General features: G+C 56.0%; 21 protein-coding genes, 1 rRNA gene and 1 riboswitch. Of the genes, 5 read left to right on the top strand and 17 right to left on the bottom strand.

Annotation, left to right across the window (positions count from 1 at the left end; genetic code table 11):
- The 8 genes from C1713_RS04380 to C1713_RS04415 form a co-directional block, all read right to left on the bottom strand.
- Nucleotides 1–320 (bottom strand): 16S ribosomal RNA (locus C1713_RS04380); the annotation flags it as partial.
- A gap of 299 nt (nucleotides 321–619) precedes the next feature.
- Complete coding sequence (gene cytX, locus C1713_RS04385; protein WP_102493154.1) at nucleotides 620–1,807, bottom strand: putative hydroxymethylpyrimidine transporter CytX; 1,188 nt, start codon at nucleotides 1,805–1,807, stop codon at nucleotides 620–622.
- Between the two features lie 3 nt (nucleotides 1,808–1,810).
- Nucleotides 1,811–2,614: a bifunctional hydroxymethylpyrimidine kinase/phosphomethylpyrimidine kinase gene (thiD, locus tag C1713_RS04390; protein WP_102493155.1), complete on the bottom strand. Its 804-nt coding sequence runs from the start codon at nucleotides 2,612–2,614 to the stop codon at nucleotides 1,811–1,813.
- A gap of 13 nt (nucleotides 2,615–2,627) precedes the next feature.
- Nucleotides 2,628–3,287 carry a thiamine phosphate synthase gene (gene thiE / locus C1713_RS04395; protein WP_170950771.1) on the bottom strand — a complete coding sequence of 220 codons (660 nt, stop codon included), beginning with the start codon at nucleotides 3,285–3,287 and terminating at the stop codon, nucleotides 2,628–2,630.
- Nucleotides 3,288–3,347: 60 nt separating this feature from the next.
- On the bottom strand, nucleotides 3,348–4,169 hold the full coding sequence (gene thiM / locus C1713_RS04400) for a hydroxyethylthiazole kinase (RefSeq protein WP_102493156.1): 822 nt from the start codon (nucleotides 4,167–4,169) through the stop codon (nucleotides 3,348–3,350).
- A gap of 129 nt (nucleotides 4,170–4,298) precedes the next feature.
- A riboswitch (TPP riboswitch) is annotated at nucleotides 4,299–4,397 on the bottom strand.
- Between the two features lie 45 nt (nucleotides 4,398–4,442).
- Complete coding sequence (gene rfbC, locus C1713_RS04405) at nucleotides 4,443–5,003, bottom strand: dTDP-4-dehydrorhamnose 3,5-epimerase (protein WP_102493157.1); 561 nt, start codon at nucleotides 5,001–5,003, stop codon at nucleotides 4,443–4,445.
- Between the two features lie 8 nt (nucleotides 5,004–5,011).
- Nucleotides 5,012–5,887, bottom strand: a complete 876-nt coding sequence (gene rfbA, locus C1713_RS04410; RefSeq protein WP_102493158.1) for a glucose-1-phosphate thymidylyltransferase RfbA — start codon at nucleotides 5,885–5,887, stop codon at nucleotides 5,012–5,014.
- A 124-nt stretch (nucleotides 5,888–6,011) separates the two neighbouring features.
- A complete protein-coding gene (locus tag C1713_RS04415) occupies nucleotides 6,012–7,178 on the bottom strand; it encodes a DUF819 family protein (protein WP_102493159.1) in 1,167 nt (388 codons plus the stop codon).
- A 147-nt stretch (nucleotides 7,179–7,325) separates the two neighbouring features.
- Here C1713_RS04415 and C1713_RS04420 point away from each other — a divergent pair, with 147 nt between their 5' ends.
- Both C1713_RS04420 and C1713_RS04425 read left to right on the top strand, forming a co-directional pair.
- Nucleotides 7,326–8,414 (top strand): dipeptide epimerase, encoded by a 1,089-nt coding sequence (locus tag C1713_RS04420; protein ID WP_006690880.1) that lies wholly within the window; start codon nucleotides 7,326–7,328, stop codon nucleotides 8,412–8,414.
- 9 nt (nucleotides 8,415–8,423) lie between these two features.
- On the top strand, nucleotides 8,424–8,984 hold the full coding sequence (locus tag C1713_RS04425) for a hypothetical protein (protein ID WP_102493160.1): 561 nt from the start codon (nucleotides 8,424–8,426) through the stop codon (nucleotides 8,982–8,984).
- Nucleotides 8,985–9,189: 205 nt separating this feature from the next.
- Here C1713_RS04425 and C1713_RS04430 read toward each other — a convergent pair whose 3' ends face one another.
- From C1713_RS04430 to C1713_RS04440, 3 genes are read right to left on the bottom strand one after another with little or no spacing between them, the layout of a single operon-like run.
- Complete coding sequence (locus C1713_RS04430; protein WP_102493161.1) at nucleotides 9,190–10,971, bottom strand: bifunctional homocysteine S-methyltransferase/methylenetetrahydrofolate reductase; 1,782 nt, start codon at nucleotides 10,969–10,971, stop codon at nucleotides 9,190–9,192.
- 27 nt (nucleotides 10,972–10,998) lie between these two features.
- Nucleotides 10,999–13,407, bottom strand: coding sequence for a homocysteine S-methyltransferase family protein (locus tag C1713_RS04435; RefSeq protein WP_102493162.1), 2,409 nt, complete (start codon nucleotides 13,405–13,407; stop codon nucleotides 10,999–11,001).
- Nucleotides 13,408–13,425: 18 nt separating this feature from the next.
- A complete protein-coding gene (locus C1713_RS04440) occupies nucleotides 13,426–14,112 on the bottom strand; it encodes a vitamin B12 dependent-methionine synthase activation domain-containing protein (RefSeq protein WP_102493163.1) in 687 nt (228 codons plus the stop codon).
- Nucleotides 14,113–14,275: 163 nt separating this feature from the next.
- Here C1713_RS04440 and trpD point away from each other — a divergent pair, with 163 nt between their 5' ends.
- The 3 genes from trpD (at nucleotide 14,276) to C1713_RS04455 (ending at nucleotide 18,376) form a co-directional block, all read left to right on the top strand.
- A complete protein-coding gene (gene trpD, locus C1713_RS04445; RefSeq protein ID WP_102493164.1) occupies nucleotides 14,276–15,292 on the top strand; it encodes an anthranilate phosphoribosyltransferase in 1,017 nt (338 codons plus the stop codon).
- 31 nt (nucleotides 15,293–15,323) lie between these two features.
- Nucleotides 15,324–16,259, top strand: a complete 936-nt coding sequence (locus C1713_RS04450) for a bile acid:sodium symporter family protein (RefSeq protein WP_006690886.1) — start codon at nucleotides 15,324–15,326, stop codon at nucleotides 16,257–16,259.
- Between the two features lie 146 nt (nucleotides 16,260–16,405).
- Nucleotides 16,406–18,376 carry a methyl-accepting chemotaxis protein gene (locus tag C1713_RS04455; protein WP_102493165.1) on the top strand — a complete coding sequence of 657 codons (1,971 nt, stop codon included), beginning with the start codon at nucleotides 16,406–16,408 and terminating at the stop codon, nucleotides 18,374–18,376.
- A 169-nt stretch (nucleotides 18,377–18,545) separates the two neighbouring features.
- Here C1713_RS04455 and sdhB read toward each other — a convergent pair whose 3' ends face one another.
- The 6 genes from sdhB to C1713_RS04485 form a co-directional block, all read right to left on the bottom strand.
- Complete coding sequence (gene sdhB / locus C1713_RS04460; RefSeq protein WP_006690888.1) at nucleotides 18,546–19,298, bottom strand: succinate dehydrogenase iron-sulfur subunit; 753 nt, start codon at nucleotides 19,296–19,298, stop codon at nucleotides 18,546–18,548.
- 15 nt (nucleotides 19,299–19,313) lie between these two features.
- Nucleotides 19,314–21,125, bottom strand: a complete 1,812-nt coding sequence (sdhA, locus tag C1713_RS04465) for a succinate dehydrogenase flavoprotein subunit (protein ID WP_006690889.1) — start codon at nucleotides 21,123–21,125, stop codon at nucleotides 19,314–19,316.
- 25 nt (nucleotides 21,126–21,150) lie between these two features.
- Entirely contained in the window at nucleotides 21,151–21,783 is a 633-nt protein-coding gene (locus C1713_RS04470; protein ID WP_006690890.1) for a succinate dehydrogenase/fumarate reductase transmembrane subunit, read from the bottom strand.
- Between the two features lie 175 nt (nucleotides 21,784–21,958).
- Nucleotides 21,959–22,516 (bottom strand): Fe-S-containing hydro-lyase, encoded by a 558-nt coding sequence (locus tag C1713_RS04475; protein WP_006690892.1) that lies wholly within the window; start codon nucleotides 22,514–22,516, stop codon nucleotides 21,959–21,961.
- Nucleotides 22,517–22,555: 39 nt separating this feature from the next.
- Nucleotides 22,556–23,398 carry a fumarate hydratase gene (locus C1713_RS04480; RefSeq protein WP_006690893.1) on the bottom strand — a complete coding sequence of 281 codons (843 nt, stop codon included), beginning with the start codon at nucleotides 23,396–23,398 and terminating at the stop codon, nucleotides 22,556–22,558.
- Between the two features lie 302 nt (nucleotides 23,399–23,700).
- A complete protein-coding gene (locus C1713_RS04485; protein WP_102493166.1) occupies nucleotides 23,701–24,189 on the bottom strand; it encodes a metallophosphoesterase family protein in 489 nt (162 codons plus the stop codon).
- Nucleotides 24,190–24,207 lie beyond the last annotated feature (18 nt).

The following is a 24,207-nucleotide window of genomic DNA, read 5'->3' on the forward strand; positions in this document are numbered from 1 at the left end:
ATAGAGGCCATCTTTCATCAGAGGAGGATGCCCTCCTCTGACTTCATTCGGTATTAGCATTCCTTTCGGAATGTTGTCCCCATCCTGTCGGCAGGTTGTCTACGTGTTACTCACCCGTTTGCCACTAAATTAAAAAATTACCATTCAACCCTTCGACTTGGTGTTGCACTTGTTGAACGCGTGGTGCCCGCTCCGCGGTCACGACGCTTGGCTCCCATCTCATCGGAGAGCTCAATGATAATTTTTTAATTTCGTTCGACTTGCATGTGTTAAGCACGCCGCCAGCGTTCGTCCTGAGCCAGGATCAAACTCTCCATAAAAGACCGTAGTCTACCTGAGAGCCTGTTGGCTCAAAATGTCATTCTTGTAAAAGAATTGTGTTCGTTGACCGAAGGTGTGTCCACCTTCACAACGATGTTGCATCTGGCTTGTTAGAGTTTCCTCTAACTTGTTTTGCATTGTGTAGTTTTCAGGGTACATCCTGCGCCGCTCTAGTGCTGAGGCTTGCTTGCGCTCGCCCGCCGCTCTCATCGGCGCGACTGTCATAATATAACACACGTCACAACTCCCGTCAACCCCTCTTTTTCGTTTTTTTCGCTTTTCGTCAAAAAAGATATGTCTACACTTTTACACACTTATTCAGCCCAACGGATATCGCGAACGTGATGAGGACCGTCGGCAGTGTGTATCCAATGGGCAAATCAACATCCATAAGCATCCGATAGATGAGGAATCCAACCAACCACGCGAACATGTTTCGCCAATCACACGCCTTGTTCTGAGCATCCGTTTTCAGAACGAAGAACGCTCCGAGCAGAACAGCAACCATGGGGGCAAAAACAGATCCAATCATATACAAAAGCCCAGTAATGTCATCCATAGGAAAGAGAATTGCCGCCACTGTCCCAATTGTCGCCGCAAATACGGCCATCTGCTTCCCTTTTCCCTCGCCGTCTTGTCCCATAGCCGTCCGCACAGCTTCCGCAGAAATCCCGGCGGAAAAGGCGTCCAAGAATGCCGTTGTGACCGTGGAAAACACAATAATAAGAAGCCCTGCCGTGCCAAGCCCTGCGCGAACCATGATCTGTGCGATGTCACCGGCTCCCGCCAAAATTGCCGCGCCCATGCCAATCAAAAACATCCAGCTGCTGACGAGACCGTATACAAGCGTACTGACAAAAGCCGCCCTTGCCGGCTCTTCGGCGCCCCTTGTGTAATCGCCAACCACAGGCAGCCACGAAAGCGGCATGGAAACCGATAGTTCCAGCGCTGCTCCAAAGGAAATTATCTCGGACGAGAAAGGTGCCGTGCCGGTCTCCTCCATAATAACAATGCACATGATTACCGTCAGGATGAAGAGTGCCGTCATCGTGATGGTGTTCATCCTGCCTAATTGCGTGACCCCCACCACAATCCACAGCACAATGAGTGCGCCTATCACTATGCACCAGACCCAGTTTCCTATCGGCCAGATGCCCGCGGCGGACAAGGCTCCGTCATAAATCATAATGCCTGTCCAGCCCACAAGCTGCAATACGTTCAGTATCGCAAAAAACGCGCCGCCATAGCGGCCGTAAGCCATCTTCACCGCTTCCATGGCGCTTTTTCCACTTCTGGCACTGACCAGCCCGGTCAGGAAAAAAAGGACACCGCCAATCAGATGCCCCAGCACAATTGCTGTCATGCCTGCTTCCCATCCAAGTGGTGCCAGATAGGTCCCTGTCAAAATTTCCGCAATAGAGACGCCCGCACCGAACCAGAGCAAGCCATGTCCAAACAAATTACGCCTTTTTGCTTTCTCATTCATCCTTTACATCCCCTCTGCAAACCTGCCTTGCAAGTCAAATGCGTGATTCATGGGACCAGAGCCCCTTCCGAGGTCAAGCATAGCTGCCAAGGCTCCGGAAACATATTCCTTTGCCCGACCTACGGATTCATGCAGGTCAAAGCCCTTGGCGAGGTTTGCGGCAATCGCGCTGGATAGTGTGCAGCCCGTACCGTGCGTGTTGTGTGTGTCGATTCTTCTTCCCTGAAACCACGTAACCGTCCCTCGCTCATAAAGGAGGTCGTTGGCATCATTGTGACTGTGCCCTCCCTTTACGAGAACACTGCAGCCAAAGGTCTTTGCTATGGATGCGGCAGCCTCACGCATATCCGCTTCCGTTGTGATCGCAAGCCCGCTAAGAACCTCTGCCTCCGGAATGTTCGGCGTAATCACCTCGGCAAGCGGAATCAAAAGATCCGTCAATGTCTCCACCGCCTTCTCCTCAATCAGTCTTGCCCCGCTGGTGGCAACCATGACCGGATCCAGCACGATGTGCTCCGCCGCATAACGGGTTAGGCGATCTGCAATGATGCGGATCAGCGCCCCATCAGATACCATGCCGATTTTCACTGCATCCGGCCGAATATCTGAAAAAACGGCATCCAGCTCCTGCCCCAGAAACTCCGGGGAAACATTCAAAATGCTGCGCACACCGCATGTGTTCTGGGCGGTGAGTGCTGTCACGGCACTCATGCCAAACACACCGTTCATCGTCATTGTTTTGAGGTCGGCCTGAATGCCGGCTCCCCCGCTGGAATCACTTCCGGCGATGGTCAGTACAGTTTTCATCCCGTTTTCCTCCCTATCTGCCCGTTGCTTCTTTTACCTTGTGCAGCAGGCGCTGCGCTGCAAGGCGGATATCCTCCTTGGCAAAGATCGCTGAAATAACGGCGACGCCCGCAACACCGCTGCTGGCAAGCTGCATGACGTTTTCATCGTTGATGCCGCCGATTGCGACGACGGGAACTGCTGCTGCAGCGCATATTTCTTTCAGCGTTTCATAGCGAACGACCGCGGCATCCTCCTTGGAGTTGGTAGGAAATACAGCCCCCACCCCCAAGTAATCGGCACCGCACGCTATGGCAATCCGCGCCTCCTTTACCGTCTGTACCGAGACGCCGAGAATTTTGTCCTTCCCTATGCGTTGTCTGGCTGCACCTGCCTCCATATCGCTCTGTCCCACGTGGACGCCATCGGCGTCGATCGCCATGGCCAGCTCCACATCATCATCAATCACAAAGGGCACACGATAACGCCGGCAAAGCAAGCGAAGCTCTCGTGCTTCTTGCAGCAAGGAAGCGCGGGGCATTGTCCCTGCGCTTTTCTCACGCAGCTGAAGGAATGTCACACCTCCTTGCAGCGCACGTTCTGCCGCATCATACAGTCTTCCTCCATGCAGCCAGCGACGATCGGTCACCGCGTACAGGAGAAGGTCTTCTTTCCTCACAGCCATTTCATTCATCTTCTTTCCTGTCGTCCCTGCTCGTTTCGCATGGAGCCTTCGTCTGCACGCGCTGCCGTATCATCGGATTTCGATCCTTTCTCCTCGATGCATACGCTCCGCTGTTATATGATAGAGCGCGTCGATGATTCGATTCCGATATGTGGCGTTTCCATCACCTTCTGTCATATACTCCATCGCAATCTCGCCGGCGAGTCCCATCGCAGCAACAGCGGCAGCCGCAGCCGCTAAGGCATGACCGGGATTTGCCGCCAAAAAGGCAGTCATCACGCCGGAGAGCTGACAGCCCGTTCCCGTAATGGTGCTCATTTCCTTGCGCCCATTGCGGATGACATAGCAAGCATCTGCGTCAGCGACCAAATCAATGGCACCGGTAATGGCGATAACGCTCCCGCAAGATTTGGCACACGTCTTTGCAAATACGATCATATCCGCCAGATTCGCCTCAGTGACCGCATCCGCTGCATCTGCGTCCACCCCCTTTGTCGTCGTACTGCCAAGACATAGTGCCTTGATCTCCGATATGTTGCCGCGAATGACCGTAAAGTGCAGTTCCTCTATAAGGCTAGCCGCCGTCTCAGTGCGCAGTTTAGATGCGCCCGCGCCTACCGGATCCAAAAGCAGTGCATGCCCTAACTCCATGGCGCGCTTTCCGGCCAGATGCATCGACCGAATGGACTGCTGGTGGAGTGTGCCGATATTGATGTTCAGCCCGTCACAAATTTGTGTGATATCGGCGGCTTCCTCCGGCTCATCCGACATGATGGGGCTTGCACCAACCGCCAGAACGGCATTCGCCACATCATTTGCGGTCACATAGTTGGTGATGTTATGCACGAGCGGTGCATTCTCTCTTACATTGTCCAAATAGCTTTCCAGCATGACTGCTTCCTCCTGCTGCATCATTTTCCCAACCCGTTCCGTCCGAATCACACACAAGCCGCCTCATGCAGCTTGCCTGCACAAAAAGAGCGCCACCCAAAATGAAATGGATGACGCTCGAATGCGCTTAAAAGTAAAGGCCTATTTCCCTACGTTGGCATTATCCAAATCAGGTTATGGGTCAGGATCGAATCCACTCTCAGCCTTTCGGCTCCCCTTGTATTTTTATTATAGTTCTTCTCCTATGAGGTGTCAACCTAGGAAATCATTGTTCTATGCCTCATAGACGAAATTCAATTCACTGCGCTCCGCGAGGAGCGGCGCGGCGGCGTCCTTCTCCGAAAGGACGGTCGGTGTGAGCGGCCATGCAATACCGATCGTGGGATCGTCCCATCGAATGTTGCCGTCACAGTCCGGTGCATAGAGATTATCTGCCTTATACTGCACCTCCACATCGTCGGTCAGCGTGATAAAGCCATGGGCAAAGCCGCGCGGAATGAAGAGCTGCCGATAGTTCTCCGCAGAGAGTTCTGCTCCTACCCACTGCGCATAGGTCGGCGAATTGCGGCGGATGTCAACGGCAACGTCGAAGATCACACCGCGCGAGGCGCGCAGGAGTTTCGCTTGTGCCATGGGATTCAGCTGATAGTGCAGGCCGCGCAGCGTCCCCTTCTGTGCCGAAAAGGAGTGATTGTCCTGTACGAATGCGGCGTGAATCCCCGCATCCTCCATTTTTTTTGCCGACCAGCTCTCCATAAACCAGCCGCGTGCGTCGCCAAACACCTGCGGCTCTATGATCATAACCCCGGGCAGTGCTGTTTCAATGACGTTCATGCTATCCCCTACATTTCATCCACGATGCGTTTCAGATACACGCCGTATTCGTTCTTTGCCAGCGGCTCTGCAAGGTGGAGCACCTGCTCGGCATCGATATAGCCCATGCGGTAGGCGATCTCCTCGATGCAGGCGATCTTCAGTCCCTGCCGCGCCTGGATGGTCTGGACAAAGGCCGCTGCCGACAGGAGGGACTCATGCGTACCCGTATCCAGCCATGCATAACCGCGCCGCAGCCGCTCCACACGGAGTTTCTTTGCCGTAAGATAGGCGATATTCACATCGGTGATCTCGAGTTCCCCGCGTGCCGACGGGCGTACTGCGCGCGCAATGTCGACAATGTCATGGTCATAGAAGTAAAGTCCTGTCACAGCGTAGTTGGACTTCGGCTGCTTTGGTTTTTCCTCAAGTGAGAGTGCGCTGCCGTCCGCGTCGAAGGAGACGACGCCGTACCGCTCGGGATCGGACACGTAGTAGGCGAAAACGGTCGCGCCCGTGTCGTGCTGTACCACCTGCTGCAGCACCTGCGCAAAATCCGAGCCGTAGAAGATATTGTCCCCCAGCACGAGCGCACATCCCTCGCCGCCGATAAAGTCTGCACCGATGAGAAATGCCTGTGCCAGTCCGTCAGGACTCGGCTGTACAGCGTACGAGATGGCAATACCGAGCTGACTTCCGTCACCGAGGAGGCTCTGATAGAGCTCACTGTCGCTCGGCGTCGTGATGATGAGGATGTCCCGTATGCCTGCAAGCATGAGCGTGCTCAGCGGATAGTAGATCATCGGCTTGTCATAGATCGGCATGAGCTGCTTCGATACGACCTTCGTCAGCGGATAGAGACGCGTCCCCGAGCCGCCCGCCAGGATAATTCCCTTTCTGATCATTCCGTCACCTCTTCAAAAAGATTCATGATGCTCTAATTCGACAATGCAGGCAGATTTCCTTCATAAAAAATAAGGCACGCAGAAAGCGAATCCTTCTGCATGCCTTTGATCAATGATACGAGATTTACCCCGCAAACATTTCCATAATATGCGCAACGAGAATGCCGAACGGTGTACCAATCACGTAGCCCATCAGCGCCATGAGGATGCCGACGGGAACGAGCGAGCCGGAGTAGGTGCCGGCAAGCACAGGTGCGGACGCCGTCCCGCCGATATTGGCGAGCGAGGCAACACATGCCGTGAACATATCGAGGCGGAAAAGCCGCGCGAGGAAGAACATGAGCACAAAATGAACGCCGAGGATGATGAACCCGGTCAAAATCCAATACGGCGCGTCGCCCAGTTCCAGCAAAGAGGCGCGCGATGCGAGGAGGGCAATCACGGAGTAGAGGAGAACATTCGAGATCTCTGCTGAGCCCGCCACACGTCCAAGCGGCGAAACAGCGCCGATCAGACCAAGCACTGTGATAAAGAGGATTGTCCACGTCGCCTTGTCAAAGAACGGCACAGCGGCATTGAGTATCTTTCCGACGTTCGCACCGACAGCCGAGACGACAAGAGCCGCACCAAGCAGGAGGATAATGCTCTGGAATGTGATCTTCCCCGTGTTCAGTTTTGCATCTTCCTCAAGGCTGCGCGAGACAGCATCGAGCTGTGTCGTGTCTGCCTTGTTCCAGACGTTGAATCGCGATGCGAGCGTGATCAGCCAGAGCAGGAACATGACCCAGATGGAGTAGTCGATAGAGTCCACCACGAGGGCATAGCCCATATCCGCCTCCGACACGCCGAGCGCCGCCTGCACCGCGACCATGTTGCCGGAACCTCCAAGCCATGAGCCGCAGAGCGCGCCGAGCGCCATCCACGAATCGGAGCCGATCAGCCCCTTCATCACGAGAAAGGCGACGATGAAACCGATCATGATTGTGAGTGATGCAGAGAAGAATCCGAGCAGCATCCGCGGGCCGAGCTTCAGTACCTTGCGGATATCGCAGCGCAGCAGCATGGTAAAGACCATCGCGTACGTCAGCGAGTTCTTCAGTGCGCCGTAGGCGGGCTTGGTCGCTGCCATATCCCATGTGCCGAAGGTGCAGAGCAGCATGGAAATGAGGTAGACGAGAACGACAGCGGGAAGATAGCGGAACAGCGCCCAGCCGGTCCCCTTCTCAAGCGTTACCAGCCCGCCTGCGAGGAGGATGAGCACGGCAACATAGGTAAATCCATCCGTAATCATGACAATACACTCCTTCGATCATAAACGACAATTCCTTGAAGAATTATGATTTCGATTATATAATAAATCCATAAAGAGATACAATGGACTTCTTTCCTATAGCACTCTCTTTTATGAAAGAATTCTGTATACAGAAGGAGAAATCTCATGAAAATTACGAACGTCGAGCTGGGCATGCTTTCTGTCCCCCTGCGTGTTCCGTTCAAAACGGCACGGCGCCGCGTGGACAGCGTCGAGGATGTCATCGTTCTCATCCGCACCGATACGGGCGCAACGGGCTATGGCGAGGCACCGCCGACGGGCGTCGTGACGGGAGACACGACGGGCGGCATCATCGACGCGATCCGCACGCACCTTGCCCCGATGCTGATCGGACGGGACGTAAACGAGTTCGAGGATCTCATCCGTAATGTGCAGACCGCGCTCATCCACAACACCTCGGCAAAGGCCGCTGTCGACATGGCACTCTACGATCTCTACGGGCAGCTCTGGAACATCCCCGTACACAAACTGCTCGGCGGAGCAAGGGACGGCATCGTGACCGACATCACGATCAGTGTCAATGCACCCGAGGAGATGGCACGCGACGCACGCGATGCCATCCGCCGCGGCTACGACACGCTCAAGATCAAGGTAGGAATTGATCCCTCGCTCGATGTCGCCCGACTCGTCGCCGTCCGCGATGCGGTCGGCAAGGACGTGCGCATCCGCATTGACGCCAATCAGGCATGGCGTCCGCGCGAGGCCGTCCGCATCCTCGCCCAGATGGCCGAGAAAGGGCTCGATATTGAGCTGGTGGAGCAGCCCGTCGCCGCCGCCGACATTGACGGACTCGCCTACGTCACGCGCGAGAGCGACGTCCCCGTCCTCGCCGACGAGGCCGTCTTCTCCCCCTCCGATGCGCTGCGCATCATGCAGCTCCACGCCGCTGACATGGTCAACATCAAACTCATGAAATGCGGCGGGCTTTACCCCGCGCAGCAGATCATCGCTGCTGCAGAGATCTACGGCATGGAGTGTATGCTCGGCTGTATGCTCGAGGCAAAGATCTCCGTCAATGCCGCAGTGGCACTCGCCTGCGCCAAAAAAATCGTCACGCGCATTGACCTCGACGGTCCCGTGCTCTGCCGTGAGGATCCGATCGAGGGCGGTGCACAGTTCAACGAGAAGGACATCACTGCCTCTGCCGCACCGGGGCTTGGCATCAAGGGCGTTGCCGGACTGAAGATGCTGTAAGGAGACCGCATGAGTACATCGATCAATTTCGCCGTCGGTGAGCCATTCCCCCTGCCCATCCGTGCCGAAGCAGACGGCGGCATGTTTCAAGCGGATAAGAACGGCATGATGTTCCTGCTGCAGCTCTCGCGCACGGATGCCATTGCTGTGGAGGCATTTCGCACGGGCGAGATCGAGCTGGCACTCACCGAGATGGACGGCATACTCTTTTTCCTCTATCGTATCGACGGCATCTTCAAGGATGGCTGGGGCGACGCACCGCTTTCCCTCGCCCTCGTCAAAGAGGAACTGATGCCGGACGAGGAGAGCCTCGCCGATCCGACCCTTCATCTCTATCTCGTCGATACGAAGCTCAAGCTGCTCCTCGCACAGAGAACGGCAAGCGTGCCCGAGGAGTTCGCGGACATCATCCGCCAAAATGTACGCGCACAAAAAAGTGCGCTGCTCTCGATGCTTGCCTTCCAAAAGAAAGTCGCTTCCGTATGGGCAAAGAAGTCTCCTGCGGACCTTCGTGCTGCGGCGGCAGCATCGTATACGCTGCCGATGACACTTAGCAGTATCGTTCATTAGGGAAGCGCTGATGGATTTTCTGCTTACACCTCTTAACACATTTTTCCCGTACTCCAGCGGAAAATCCTTGATAAAGCACCACTCCGGATCCGCTTTTCCTCCTTGCCCACGCAAAAGATCTGCGCCCATCCGAAGGACTGTTTGATCCGTGGTTCCTAGAAAAAATCTCCCCTTTGCCGCAAACGATACGGCAAGGGGGAGATTTTCACTGTCTCTTCATCATCGCTGCAGCGATGCGGGCGACAAGTGCCGTCCGTGAAAATGGTGTGATGATGTAGTATCCGTCAATATATGGCTTAATATCACGGGCAATGCCAAGGGAGAGTTCGACGGCCAACTCCTCCGCCGCCTCTCGATCAAGCCCATGATAGGCATTGATGATGCGCTCCTCGACATGGATGCCCGTGATCTCGCTTTCCATGAAGCGCGCATTGCGTTCGCTGACAACAGGCATGATGCCGCCAAGGATAAGCGCCCCCGGCAGGGTATCGCGTGCCGTGCGCAGGTTCTCCTTTGCCTGCGCACTCAGAACGGGCTGTGTGAAAAAGCCCGTCATACCCGCCTCCATTTTCTTTTTTGCAAGCCCGAGCTGCGACGGGAAATGCTTCGCATTCACGTTGAGTGCACCAAACACATGGAATGGGATGACATCGCCGCGCTCTCCAAGGCTCTTGATGAATGCGGACAGCTTGCGTGAGTTGAACTGATAGACACTCTTCACCTCATCACGCTCTGCCGTCGGGATGGGGTCACCCGTAATCGCAATCATGTTGTGGATGCCCTCGGCACTCAGCCCGAGAAGGATGGATTTGATCGCGTTGAGGTTGCGGTCGCGGCAGGTCATGTGCGGGATCGGCTCAATCCCGAGGCTGCGCCGGACGCGCCCCGCGAGCATCGCTGCATCCATGCGCGCGCGCGCGATGGGATTGTCAGCAATCGTGATGGCATGAACGCCCGCCGCCTGAAGTTCCCGTGCACCTGCCATGAATTTATCCGCATTGCCGGTATCCGGCGGATCGAGTTCAACCGCGATGGGAATTTCCCCTGCCTTCAGCGCCTCAAAGAAAGGGCTGCGCGAGGGCGTGAGTTCCGTGCGTTCCTGCCGCACACGTTCCCCCTCCGCCGCAGTCCCGCCTTCAAGTGCCTTACACAGCGCTCGGATGTGCTCCGGTGTCGTGCCGCAGCAGCCGCCGGCAATCGAGACACCCTCGCGCACGATGGCGGCAAGGCCTTTCCCAAAGTAGTCCGGCGCACTCTCATAGAAGGTGCGCCCATCGATGACGATCGGATGCCCTGCGTTCGGCATAAGAGAAAGCGGCAGGGGGCATGTGCCGATGAGGTGCACGAGTTCCTTCATTGATTGAACGCCGCTGACGCAGTTAAAGCCGACCGCATCAATATAGCCGCTCTCTGCAGCAGTACGGATCAGTTCCTCTACAAAGAGACCGTCGCGCGTGTAGCCGCCAGAGAGTGCGGCGAATGATGTCAGGACAAACGCATCCGGCACAATCTGCTTGATATGTGCCGCGGTCTCAACCAACCCCTCCATGGAGGAGTTGGTCTCAAAGAGAAAATTCTTCGCTCCGAGCGCAAGAAAGGTGTCGGAAAGAAATCGGTATTCCTCGGCAATGTCCGCAGGCGGCAGCCCCGCAACGGGGCCAATGTCAGCGAATACATATGCACCAAACGGCTCTGCGGCACGTGCGGCAAGCTCCCAGCCGGTTCGCAGGATCCCCTGCACGAGCGCCTCCTCGCCCTGATAAACGATGCGGTTTGCCGCAAATGTATTTGTCTTGATTGCCTGCGCACCCGCACGCAGGTATTCCGTATGGATCCCCTCCACAACAATCGGCGTTTCAATGTTGGCAAGCTCTACGCCTTTACCGCGCGTATGCGTCTTTTGGGCGTAATAGGTCCCCATGCCGCCGTCAAAGATGAGCGGCTCTTTCTTTATATGTCTCCGTATATCCACGCGTTCCTGCGCCATATCCATAAGCCTCCCTGCCGTCTTTCACTATCCCAATACGCGGCGTGCAATCTCGACAATGCTGCGCGCATCGCCCGCATAGTAGTCCGCGCCGATCTCCTTCGCATAGTCCTCGGTCAGCACAGCGCCGCCGACAACGGTCTCACAGGAAAGCCCTGCCTCGTGCAGAGCTTCGATGGTCTTTTTCATCGCCGTGACCGTCGTCGTCATCAGTGCCGACAGTCCGATCAGTCCGACCTTCTTTTCGATGGCGACCTCCACAACACGCTGAACGGGCACATCACGGCCGAGATCGATGATCTGGTAGCCATAGTTCTCGAGAACGACCTTCACAATATTCTTGCCGATGTCGTGAATGTCCCCCTCCACCGTCGCAAGGATGATCTTTCCCTTTGAGACTCCCTGTCCCGCCTCGGCAAGACGCACCTTGATGAGTTCAAGTCCCGCCGTCGCCGCATTCGCCGCATTGATGAGCTGGGGGAGGAAGATGATTTCTTTTTCGTAGCGGTCGCCCACGATATCAAGCGCAGGGATGACCTTCTCCTGAATGATGTCCATCGGTGCCATCTCCGTAAGGAGTTTCCGCGTGATGCGCTCCGCATCGTCACTGAGCCCGCGAATGATGGCATCCATCAGCGGATCGACAACGTCCGTACGCTCCGCAGAGGCAGTCTGCACTGCCCCTGCTGCCTCCTCGCCCGTAATGCCAAGCTCTTTGCGGCGGCGCATCTCCGCTTGCTCGGGGGCAAAGCGCTCGATGTAGGCGGCACAATCCGCATCCTCCCCCGACACAGCACGGAAGGATACAACTGCATCCATCACTCCCTTGGTGTTCGGATTGATGATCGGGAAATCCAGCCCGACGTGCATCGCCTGTATGAGGAAGTTTTCCGTCATGTGCCCGCGTGCGGGCAGGCCGAAGGAAATATTGCTGACACCGAGCGCACAGTGCAGTCCGAGACGCTCGTGCACCTCGCGCACGGCACGCAGCGTCTCCATCGCCTGTGCCTGCTGCGCCGATACAGTGAGCGTCAGGCAGTCGATGATGATGTCCTCGCGCTCCAGTCCGTACTTCTCCGCCTCCGCCACAATACGCTCGGCGACGGCGACGCGCTGCGCCGCCGTCTCGGGCAGCCCTTTCTCGTCCATCGCAAGTCCGAGTACTGCCGCCCCGTAATGCTTTGCGAGCGGGAAGACGGCATCCATACGTTCACGTTCACCGCTGACAGAGTTGATGATGACGCGTCCGTTCGTGACGCGCAGAGCCGCCTCGATTACCTTCGGGTTCGCCGAGTCGATCTGCAGGGGAAGGTCGACAACGCTCTGCACCGCCTTGACAACGTACGGGATAATCTTCTCCTCGTCCACGCCCTGTGCGCCGACATTGATGTCAAGCACCTGCGCGCCCGCTTCCTGCTGGGAAATCGCGAGTTTCTTGATATAGCCGTAGTCCTCCTCGAGGAGCGCCTGTTGGAGGCGCTTCTTGCCCGTCGGATTGATGCGCTCGCCGATAACATTGAGCTTGCCGTATTCCGCGACACGCCCCGGTGATGCTATGCCCTTGCGTTTTTTTCGTACAGGACGATCTGCCGCCCCCGCCGCGACTGCCGCTGTAAGCGCGCGGATAAAATCGGGGGTTGTGCCGCAGCAGCCCCCCATGATAAGCGCACCACGCTGCGCAAACACCGTCATCTCACGCCCGAAGTCCTCTGCCGTCATCTCGTACGCACCCGTGCGCGGATCGGGGAGGCCCGCGTTCGGCTTGACAATGATCGGCAGATCCGTCCACTCCATCAGCTCGTCCACGATCGGCACAAGCTCCACAGGTCCGAGCGAGCAGTTGACACCGAGCGCGGCGACACCAAGGGCATCGAGCGTAACCGCGACAGATGGGACGGCCGCGCCGAGGAAGGTGCGCCCATTCTGCTCGAATGTCATCGTCACCCAGATCGGCAGCTTGGTATGTTCCTTCGCTGCGAGCACCGCTGCCTTGACCTCGTAGAGGTCGGTCAGCGTCTCAAAGATGACGAGATCCGCCCCAGCCTCCTCTCCCGCGGCCACCATCTCACGAAAGAGCTCGTATGCAGCCTCAAACGAAAGCGTTCCAAGCGGCTCGACCAGTTCCCCGATCGGACCGATATCGAGTGCGACACGCACTCCCTGCGTGCCGGAGTTCTTGGCTGCGCGGCGCGCCGTGCGGACGTTCTCCCCGATGACCTCGGCGACCGTCTTGCCCGTCCCCTCGAGCTTATGCGCATTCGCGCCGAAGGTGTTGCTGTAGATGACACGGCTGCCCGCTGCGATGTAGTTCCGATGAATCTCCTCGATCACATCAGGATGCGTGAGTCCAAAAAGCTCGGGACGTTCCCCCGGCGCAAGTCCACGCGCCTGCAGCTCCGTGCCCATACCTCCGTCCAAAATAATAATATCGTTCATTTTTCTATTTACTCCCATCTATTTTCCCGTCTTTGCCCCTTCGCGGCATCTGCGTCCCGCCTTGCGGAACGGGCAGGTGCGGAACATGAGACAGTGCTCACAGTCCGGCGGGCGGTGCGGCTGTGGTGTGCGTGCAATCCCCATGATCGCCGTCACCGATTTGCGCGGCACCATGATCGTCGTCGGCGTCAGCGAGACACCGATGCGCCGCGTCATATCGAGCAGTGCAAAGAATTTCGGCTGCTCCGCAATCGGCAGATCGCCGTAGCCGGGACTGAAGCGATCCGTCAGATAGCGCCCCTCTGCCTCTACGGCTCGGCGCATATCACTCTCGAAGTTGTTGCAGATATTCTCGATCGCCGTACTCGCACACGCATCCATGATGACAGAGTCCGCCGCATTGACGACTTCACAGCGCATCATCAGACGCTCGACGCCGGGGCCGAGGGTCGCACCAAAGAGCACAACCTCCTCACACGGCTCAAGCATTCGTGGGATATCATTTCCTGCAAACGTCACGCCGAGCACAGCCCCATTGTCAAGAGGAGCGAGCCGATACGTCAGGCGGGGGGTCGCCGCCGCCAGCACCTCATCGCTGCAGCGACGAATCTGTGCCGCAATCTCCTCCGTCAGCTCCTGTCCGCGAAAGCCGAGATACTTTAGTATTTCATTCATATTCAGCGTTGTAAAACGCGGTTCAAACATGTTCTCTCCTAATTTCTGTGATCCTCTATAACACACGAGATTAAGAGATTATAGCACATTCCGCACCTCCTCACAAATATACTTTTGTCATGTCATGATATGTATGCTATAATACTGCCCTGTCTTTCTATAAAGCAGAATTCTTGTTCAAGGGGGAAACAGAATGATAAAAGAAGCGATCAAAAAGGTCGTAGCCAAGGAAGATCTGACCTACGACGAAGCATATACGGTCATGAACGAGATCATGTCGGGCGAGACCTCTGCGGTCGAAAACGCCGCCTACCTTGCTGCGCTCTCCACGAAGAGCAGCGGCATGGAGACGATTGACGAGATCTCCGGATCGGCGGCGGCAATGCGTGAACACGCACAGCCCGTCACGCACGAGATGGATGTCATCGACATCGTCGGCACGGGCGGAGACCACTCGGGCAGTATTAACGTGTCCACCACCGCCTCGTTTCTCGCAGCGGCGGCAGGGCTCAAGGTCTGCAAGCACGGCAACCGTGCCGCGTCCTCGAAGAGCGGTACGGCGGACTGTCTGGAGGCACTCGGGGTCAACATCGACCAGCCGCCCGAGAAGGTGCGTGAGGAACTGGGAAGCATCGGGCTTGCCTTTCTCTTTGCCCAGCGTTATCATCAGTCGATGAAGCACGTCGGTGCGATCCGCCGTGAGCTCGGCATCCGTACGGTATTCAACATTCTGGGCCCGCTGACGAATCCCGCCCGTCCCGCATACATGCTGCTCGGTGTCTACGGAGAGCATCTCCTCCGCCCGCTCGCACGTGTGCTGCCGGGACTCGGCGTCAAGCGCGCACTCATTGTCCACGGAACAGACGGGATGGATGAGATCTCCGTCGGTGCACCGACCAAGGTGTATGAGATCGAGAATGCAGCAGAGCGTGCCTATGAGATCCGTCCCGAAGATTTCGGCATCACGCCTGCGTCAAAAGAAGCGATCCGCGGCGGCACACCTGCCGAGAATGCTGCCGTGACGCGCGGGATTCTGGCGGGAGAGATCACCGATGCACGGGCGGATATCTGCCTGATGAACGCGGGGGCTGCGATCTATATCGGGGGAAAAGCAGACTCGATTGCGGAGGGCATCGATACAGCACGCCGCGTCATTGCCGACGGCAGTGCTCTGCAGAAGCTGGAGGACTTTATTCGCATCTCTCAATGATGCACAGGGGAAATGGAAGGACTTGAAGTAAATGAACGCACTTGAACAACTCAGTAATTTTGTCTCACGCTATATGGCGGTCTTTGTTGTCGTCATCGCAGGCGTTGCTCTCTTTCAGCCGTGGACGTTCCTCTGGAGCGTTCCATGGATCACCATCCTGCTCGGCATCGTCATGTTCGGTATGGGAATGACGCTGCGGTTTGCCGACTTTAAGCTTGTTCTGCAGCGTCCGCGCGACGTCTTTATCGGAACGGTTGCCCAGTTCGGCATCATGCCCTTCCTTGCATGGGTCTTGGCACAGGCATTCTCCCTTCCGCCGGAGCTTGCCGCCGGCGTCATTCTCGTCGGCACCTGCCCCGGCGGAACGTCCTCGAACGTCATGACCTACCTCGCGCGCGGTGATGTCGCTCTTTCCGTCAGCATGACCATGGCGTCCACCATCCTCGCACCGATCATGACGCCGCTCCTCACACTCTGGCTCGCAGGACAGTGGATCGACATTCCTGCGGGAAAGATGATGATCTCCATCGCACAGGTCGTCATTGCCCCGATTCTCCTCGGTCTCGTCATCAACCACTTCTTTGAGCGTCCCGTCCAAAAGGCAGTCAAGGTTCTCCCGCTCATCTCCGTGACCGCGATTGTTCTCATTGTCGGCGGTGTTGTATCGGCGAACGCGAGCCGCATCATCGAGACAGGTGCTCTCATCATGGTCGTCGTTATGTGCCACAACCTTTTTGGTTATACTCTCGGCTTCCTCGTTGCAAAGGCACTCCACATGGATATGGCAAAGGTCAAGGCGGTTTCCATCGAGGTCGGCATGCAGAACTCCGGGCTTGCCACATCGCTTGCCCTGCTCCATTTCGGTGCAGCTGCTGCCATTCCCGGTGCACTCTTCAGCGTCTGGCATAATATCTCAGGATCACTGGCCGCAAACTACCTATCCAGTCGAATGAAAAAAACCGACTAACGAAAATTTTTTCAAATAAACCCTCCAAAAGCTTAGGACTTTTGGAGGATTTATTTTATTTGCGTTGAATTTTACTTTTGTTGGATTATATTTATCTGAAAGAAGCGTTCTGCGCTTCCCATGATTATTGCTAAAGAGGTGATCGGATGAAACTAAAGTCAAAGATGCTGCTGTGGATTGGAGCGCCGCTTGTCGTGATTTTTACTGCGATGGCAGTGTTTTCCTACTGGGAAGCGAGCAACATGATCGAAGAGGCAACGGAACGCGAGATGCGCGCGCTCTCGGAGTTCCATGCCGAGGAGGTCAACCGCGTGGTCGAGGCACCGAAGGGGATCCTCGAGGGTATCGGTCGCGTATGGTCGACAAATATACCGACGGATGAGCGTTTCCTTGAAACAGCCAGGGACTTCACTGCACGCCCGGACATTGATTCCATCTATATGGGTTTCCCACGCGAGACAAACCGCCCCTTCCTCTACAGCGAGGAGGGTGTCGTACCGCTGAATGAGTTCGACGCAACGAGCCGTCCGTGGTATAAACTCGCAGAATCCAAGGAGGGCGTACAGCTCAACGAGGTTTCCACGAACGAGCGCACTGGAAAGCTAACACTTGCCATGAGCCGCGCCATTCGTCACGAAGGGCAGCTGCTCGCCGTGATGGGGCTCGAGACCAATTTCTCCGACATTCAGAATATCGTCGCAAAGATTAAGATCCGGGAGCATGGCGCTGCATTCCTTCTCGATGAACAGGGACGCTTCATCTACCACTCTGCGCTCGGACTCGACGACAATGTGCACGCACAGGGCGAGGAAGATGCACGCCGCCTCCTCTCAAAGGAGCCTATTTTCTTTACCAACACATACGCAGGTGTTGAGAACTACTACGCTGTCCATCCGGTCGGCACAACGGGCTGGTCCCTTGTTCTCTTTGTGCCGAAGGATGAGGTGCTCGCCGATGTAAACAATCTCAAGTGGACGATGATTGTGGGGCTTCTCGTCTCCCTCGCCCTCATCGGCGGTCTGCTCTATAAGATTGCTGACTCGATTGCAGGTCCCCTTGAGAATATGGCAGGTGCGGCACAGGAGGTGGCAAAGGGCAATCTCGCCATCGTCCCGCCCCAGATGGATCGCGACGATGAGATCGGACAGCTCCACAACTCCCTGCTCACGATGGTCAAGAATCTGCGTGAACTGATTCAAAAAACGGCGCAGACCTCCGAACAGCTCGCCGCCTCCTCTGAGGAGCTGACTGCCTCGGCAGACCAGTCGGCACAGGGCGCACAGAGTGCGGCCGAAGCGATCGTAAAAATCACGGGCAGCACCATCGAGCAGAATGAGGTTGTCGATCAGTCCTTTAAGACAGTAGACGGCATCACCCACGCGATCAACGAGATCACAATGGGAATCTCGGATGTCTCTGCCGCAACCCATCGCGCTGAAACAGCAACCGTTGAGGGACAGCAGGGACTCGGTGTCGCCGTCAAGGGGATGGATGTGCTCAATCAGAGTGCACAGGATGTCTCCGATGCCGTCACTGCACTCTATGAAAGTTCCAAGCGCATCTCCGAGATCGTCGAGATGATCACCGAGATCGCCGGACAAACAAACCTGCTTGCTCTCAACGCCGCCATCGAAGCGGCACGCGCAGGCGAACAGGGACGCGGCTTTGCCGTCGTCGCCGAGGAGGTGCGCAAGCTCGCTGAGCAGTCCGAGACAGCAGCGCAGGAGATCACAGAGCTCATCACCGAGAACGCAAACCGCATTGAGGACACGTTCAAGGTCATGCAGGAGCAGAGAGAACACGTCGGCGAAGGCGTCAAGCATGTCAATCAGGCAGGCGAACAGTTCGACCGCATCGCGGGGGTTGTGAGCGAGCTCACCGAAAAGGTGGATGCAATCCTGAAGAGTACCGAGGGAATCAAAGTGGGCAGCGAGCACATGATGAGCTCGGTCGAAGCTGTTCAGAAGGTCTCGAATGCTGTCCACACGGAAGCAGAGAATGTCTCTGCCGTCTCTGAAGAGCAGGCAGCCTCCATGCAGGAAATTGCGGCATCCAGCCAGACGCTGGCACAGCTTGCACAGGATCTGCAGCGAATTGTCGGAGGTTTTAAGCTCTAAGGCCATCAGAATACACTTCAGGGGCTGTTGTACGATACAATGCAGTATTTCGTACAACAGCCCCTTCTTTGTCCTCCTGCCGCGCCGGCACGATACATTCCCACACAAAAGGGGCTGCCCGGAAATGGGGCAGCCCCTTCTATGTTCCGATCCCTTTGGGGGTATCGGATTAATGGTTGAACATATTGCGCAGTGCCTGCTTGTTGACCTCGCGGTTCAGCTGGGCAAGATGCTGCGTAAGCTTGATGCTCTTTGGGCAGACGCGCTCGCAGTTCTGGCTGTTGCCGCAGCTCGTGATGCCGCCCTTTTCCATCAACGCGTTGAGGCGCTTCGGTGCATCGAACTTTCCAAGCGGGTGCATATTGAAGAGGAGCGTCTGCGCCGTCGGCGCAGGTCCAATAAAGTCGGACTGCGGTCCAACATTTGGGCACGCTTCGAGGCAGCAGCCGCAGGTCATGCAGTGCGACAGCTCATAGCAGGTCTCAGCCGTGTATGGGTTCTGAATTGGAGCGTCCTTGACATCCCACGTACCATCAACCTCGATCCAGCCATGAATGCGTTTGAGGCTCTCGAACATAACCGAGCGGTCAATGAGAAGATCACGAATGACTGGGAACGTACGCGCCGGCTGAACACGGATTGGCTGCGTAAGGTTGTCGATCAGGGCACAGCACGCCTGCTGTGCCCGGCCATTGATGACCATCATGCACGCACCGCAAACCTTCTCCAGGCAGTTGCATTCCCAAACAGGGGGCGGAACACGCTTGCCGTCAACCGTCACAGGATTCTTCTGGATCTCCATAAGAGATGCAACAACATTGAGACCGGGACGATAGTCAACTTCGAACTCCTGCGTATACGGGCTCTCATTCGGTCCATCCTGACGCTCGATGATAAAACGAACTTTTTTCTGTTCTGCCATGACTTCTATCCTCCCTTACTCTTTCTTAGCAACGGCGTAATTACGCGCACGTGCTTTGATGAGCGAATGCTCGAACTCCATGTAGCTGACCTGCGGCTCTTCCGTATTCGGATCATAGTCCACAATGGAGGTCTTCATGAAGCGCTCATCATCACGGCCGTAGAACATGAGCTCACCGTCGGCATCCGTCATGCGCTCGCCCTTGTCATCAAGAAGGATCTTGGCATGTGCACCGCGGCTCTCATCACGGCAGCGTGCTGCCTTTGTCACGGCCATTGCATAGAGGATCATGTTGCGGAGCTGACGGACAAACATAGCTTCCTGGTTTGCCCATGTGCCGTGATCCGTCACGCCGATGTCATCCCAACGCTTCAGAATCCCCTTGAGCTTCTCAAGGCAGATGTCGAGTCCCTTGTTGTCACGCTCGATCGAGACGTAGTCATACATGATCTCGCCCATCTCCTGATGGAGCTTGTGGGCATTCTCAGAGCCTGTCATGTTGCGGATCTTATCGAACTCCGCCACAGCCTCCTTGCGTGCACTCTCAAGTTCTTCCTCGGTGAGTGCCGTGCCGAGCTCACCGCTGCGTGCCCAGCGCAGTGCCTCGGGACCAGCGATAAAGCCGGAATACGCTGCAGAGAGGAGCGAGTTTGCACCAAGACGATTTGCGCCGTGATACTGATGATCGCACTCACCCGCAGCCATGAGACCGGGAATATTTGTGTGATGCTTGCGATCGACCCAGATGCCGCCCATCGAGTAATGCACGGACGGGAAGATCTCCATCGGCACCTTGCGCGGATCCTGTCCGACGAACTCTGAATACATCTCAAGAATACCGCCGAGTTTGCGCTCGAGGTAAGCCGCAGGGATATGGGAGAGGTCGAGGTAAACACGACGCTCATTGTTGATACCAAGTCCCATGTGGACGCAGACCTTGAAGATCGCACGCGATGCGACGTCGCGCGGGACGAGGTTGCCGTATGCTGGATACATCTCCTCGAGGAAGTACCAGGGCTTGCCGTCCTTGTACGTCCAGACGCGTCCGCCCTCACCGCGGCAGGCCTCGGACATCAGGCGGTTCTTATCCGACCCCGGAATCGCCGTCGGATGAATCTGAATGAACTCAGGATTGCCGATGTGAGCGCCCTGCTGATAGGCGGAGGAAACAGCCGAGCCGTTGCAGATCGTCGATGCCGTGCAGCGGCCGAACACCTGACCGGGGCCGCCCGTAGCGAGCATGACCACATCAGCCGGGAATGCCTTGATCTCATTCGAGTTCATGTTCTGCGCAACAATGCCGCGGACGATGCCGTCCTTGTTTTTGATCGCACGGATGTATTCCCAGAACTCATACTTCGTGACCTTGCCCTTGACTTCCCAGCGGCGCACCTGCTCATCCAGCGCGTAGAGGAGCTGCTGGCCCGTTGTCGAGCCTGCGAACACAGTGCGCTTATTCTTCTGTCCGCCGAAATTGCGCAGATCAAGCACGCCCTCCGCCGTACGCGTAAACGGAACGCCCATGCGGTCAAACATCTTGACGAGCTTCGGCGCTGCCTCAACCATGCCCTTAACGGCAAGCTGGTCAGCGAGGAAGTCGCCGCCGTAGACCGTATCGTCAAAGTGCTCGTAGACACTGTCATGCTCGCCCTTGGTGTCCATGCAGGCATTCATGCCGCCCTGTGCGCAGAGCGAATGCGAGCGCTTCACCGGGCAATAGGAAAAGAGGTCGACGGTACCGCCCCCCTCGCAAACCTTCATCGTTGCGAGAAGGCCCGCCAAACCGCCGCCGACGATGATAACCTTATTCTGTGGTACTTTAGCCATTCTTAGCTCTCCTTTGCTGCAGTTCTCACATGAAGTAGCTGCCCATGAAGGCAAGCGTAACAAGCGACATCAGCACGCAGAGTGCCATGGACAACGCGTTGATCACCGACTGTGCGCGCGGTCCCTTTGCGATGCCCCACGTCATGCAGAACGTCGAAATTCCGTTGCAGAAGTGGAAGATCGCCGCAATCATGCCGATCGTGTAAAGCACCGTGTGCAGAATCGCATAATCGCCGGTAACGAAGTAGGTGTAGAGCAGGTCATAGTTGATGTGCGATCCCATGACTCCCTTCTCCCACACGCGCATAAAGCCAACATGCCAGATGAGGAACGGAATGAGCAGCCAAGCCGTATAGCGCTGCAGCGCAAACTGCCAGTTGCGGACATAGCCATAATTGCCGGGGTTGTTCTTCGCCTGCGCAGCGATGTAAATACCGTAAATCGCGTGGAAGAGGATCGGAACAGCGATGGCGAACACCTCAAGCCCATAGAACACGGGGCGCGGGATGAGATCCATCATAGCCAGCGCATCATTAAAGGCCTTTGCTCCATGGAGCACCGTCGAGTTCGTAAAGACATGCTCGAAGAGGAACACGCCGATAACGACGAGTCCGACCAGTGAATGAAGGCGCCGCATGTAAAAGGTTGTGTGGAACATTTCATACCTCCTGAAATATGTTGACCTTAAGGAAACATGAATCACTTCAGCACTTCAGATTGACAAACTTCTTTTGATTCGTGATTCCTTAGGAGCCGCAGCTCCAGCACCGTGTGCAGGAGCCGCGCCCCCGAATGATTTGTCATGCGCCAAACCATCGGCATGAACACCTACATTAGAGTCTGCGATAGGGCTTCTGTCCCATTTCATAGAAGTTATTCCCCTCGGAGTCGATGACAACGATACAGGGGAAATCCTCAACCGTCAGCTTTGCAACGGCCTCGGGACCAAGCTCTGGGTAGCCCACAACTTCATACTTCTTGACGGACTTTGCGATGAGAGCTGCGGCGCCGCCGACAGCAGCAAAGTAGGTCACGCCGTACTTCTTCATCGCCTCGACGACCTCGGGCGAACGCGAGCCCTTGCCGACCATGCCCTTGATGCCCTGCGCGAGCATCGTCGGCGTGTAGGCGTCCATACGGCCGCTCGTCGTCGGCCCCGCCGAGCCGATCGGATCACCCGGCTTTGCCGGCGTCGGTCCAAGGTAGTAAACAATCTGGTCGTGCCAGTCCACGGGCAGCGGCTCGCCCTTCGCGAGGGCTTCCGTCATCGCCTTGTGCGCCGCATCGCGGGCACTGATGATCGTCCCCGTAATCAGGACGCTGTCGCCGGCCTTAAGCTTACGGGACATCTCCTCCGTAAACGGAGTCGTAATACGGATACTTTCCGCCATTGAGTATTCCTCCCTAATGATAATACACAAGAACCGCTCCTAGAGAATGCGGTGCGCATGCCGGAGGGCATGGCAGCAGATCGTCACCGCAACCGGCAGACCTGCAATGTGCGTCGCACCCCACTCAATGTTTACGGCAAGTGCCGTCGTCGTCCCGCCAAGCTGAGGGCCGATGCCGGTCTTGTTGATCATTTCGAGAAGCTCCTCCTCGAGCTTCGCATACTCAGGCATGGGATGACGCTGGTTGATGGGGCGCGTGAGCGCCTTTTTCGAGAGCAGCGCCGCGCGGTCCATCGTGCCGCCGATACCGATGCCGACGACCTCCGGCGGACATGGATTCGGACCGGCGTGCTGGATGATCTCCATAACGGCCTTCTTCACGCCCTCGACACCATCGGCCGGAACGAGCATTTTCACGCCGGACTTATTCTCCGAGCCAAAGCCCTTCGGCGCAATCGTAATGCTGAGACGGTCACCGGGGACGATCCTCGTGTAGATGACACCCGGCGTATTATTCTGTGTGTTCTTACGATTAAAAAGAGGCTCCGCAACAACGGACTTGCGCAGATAGCCTTCCGTGTAGCCCTTTGCGATCCCCTCGTTAATCGCATCCTCCAGAAGTCCTCCCGTGATGTGAAGATCCTGTCCGACTTCGACAAACACGATGGTCATCCCCGTATCCTGGCAATACGGACGATCCTCCTCGCGCGCAATCTCAGCATTGCGGATGATCTGATCCAGAACGACCTGACCGACAGGCGACTCCTCTGTCTCCCGGCCCTTCTTGAGGCCTTCATAGACGTCGTCGGGGAGATAGTACGCCGCTTCTTTGCACATCTCGGCGACGTTCTCCGTGATTTCTTTTGCGGTTAGCTCTCGCAAAATAATCCCTCCTATAAATATAACTTATACACAGGTTAATTAAACTATATCATATTTTTTTCTTGCTTTCAAGTCTTTCAGACTTCTTGTAACCCCTTGAAAAAAGTGAATCTCATTCAATTTCAAGTTGTTGATTTTCACGTAGAATAAGAGCGTATTTTCTTATTTTATATCATTGTTTTTCTTTATTGTTTTATTGTTTAATTTCAACCAATATATTATTATTAACAATATTTTTATCGCATATATAAATCCCATATCGTACGATATGGGATTTATATGATAAAATTTTTGAAAGATTTTTATTTAAGGCGAATGAGATTCATCTTTGGTTCTTCCCCTGCTGTGAGATTTATCATCATAAAGGAGCCCTGCACCGCATCACGCGGACGAGCCACACTCCCGGGGTTGAATACGGTCACATCCCCCTGCCGCTCATAGAGGGCGATGTGCGTATGTCCATAAACAGCAATATCTGCCCCTGCCTCACGCGCAGCCGCGGCGAGTATCGCTGTATCAAACCGCACATGGAAGAGATGCCCATGCGTGAGAAAGATACGATGCCCGCCGGCCTCGACGACGGTCTCGCCATACGTTCCATCCAGAGGCAGATCGCAGTTGCCGAGGACGCACACAACGCTCTTCCCCGTCAGCTGTTCCAGTGCATCTGCATCGGCGGCATAATCTCCTGCATGAAGCCACATCTCTGCCTCTGCCGCCTCAGGATACTGCAGCATCGCTTTCAGGCTCTCAATATCTCCATGACTGTCGCTGACAATTCCAATATTCATGCTTCACCTCACGCCTAG

Source organism: Centipeda felix, assembly GCF_900186465.1.
GTDB lineage: Bacteria > Bacillota > Negativicutes > Selenomonadales > Selenomonadaceae > Centipeda > Centipeda felix.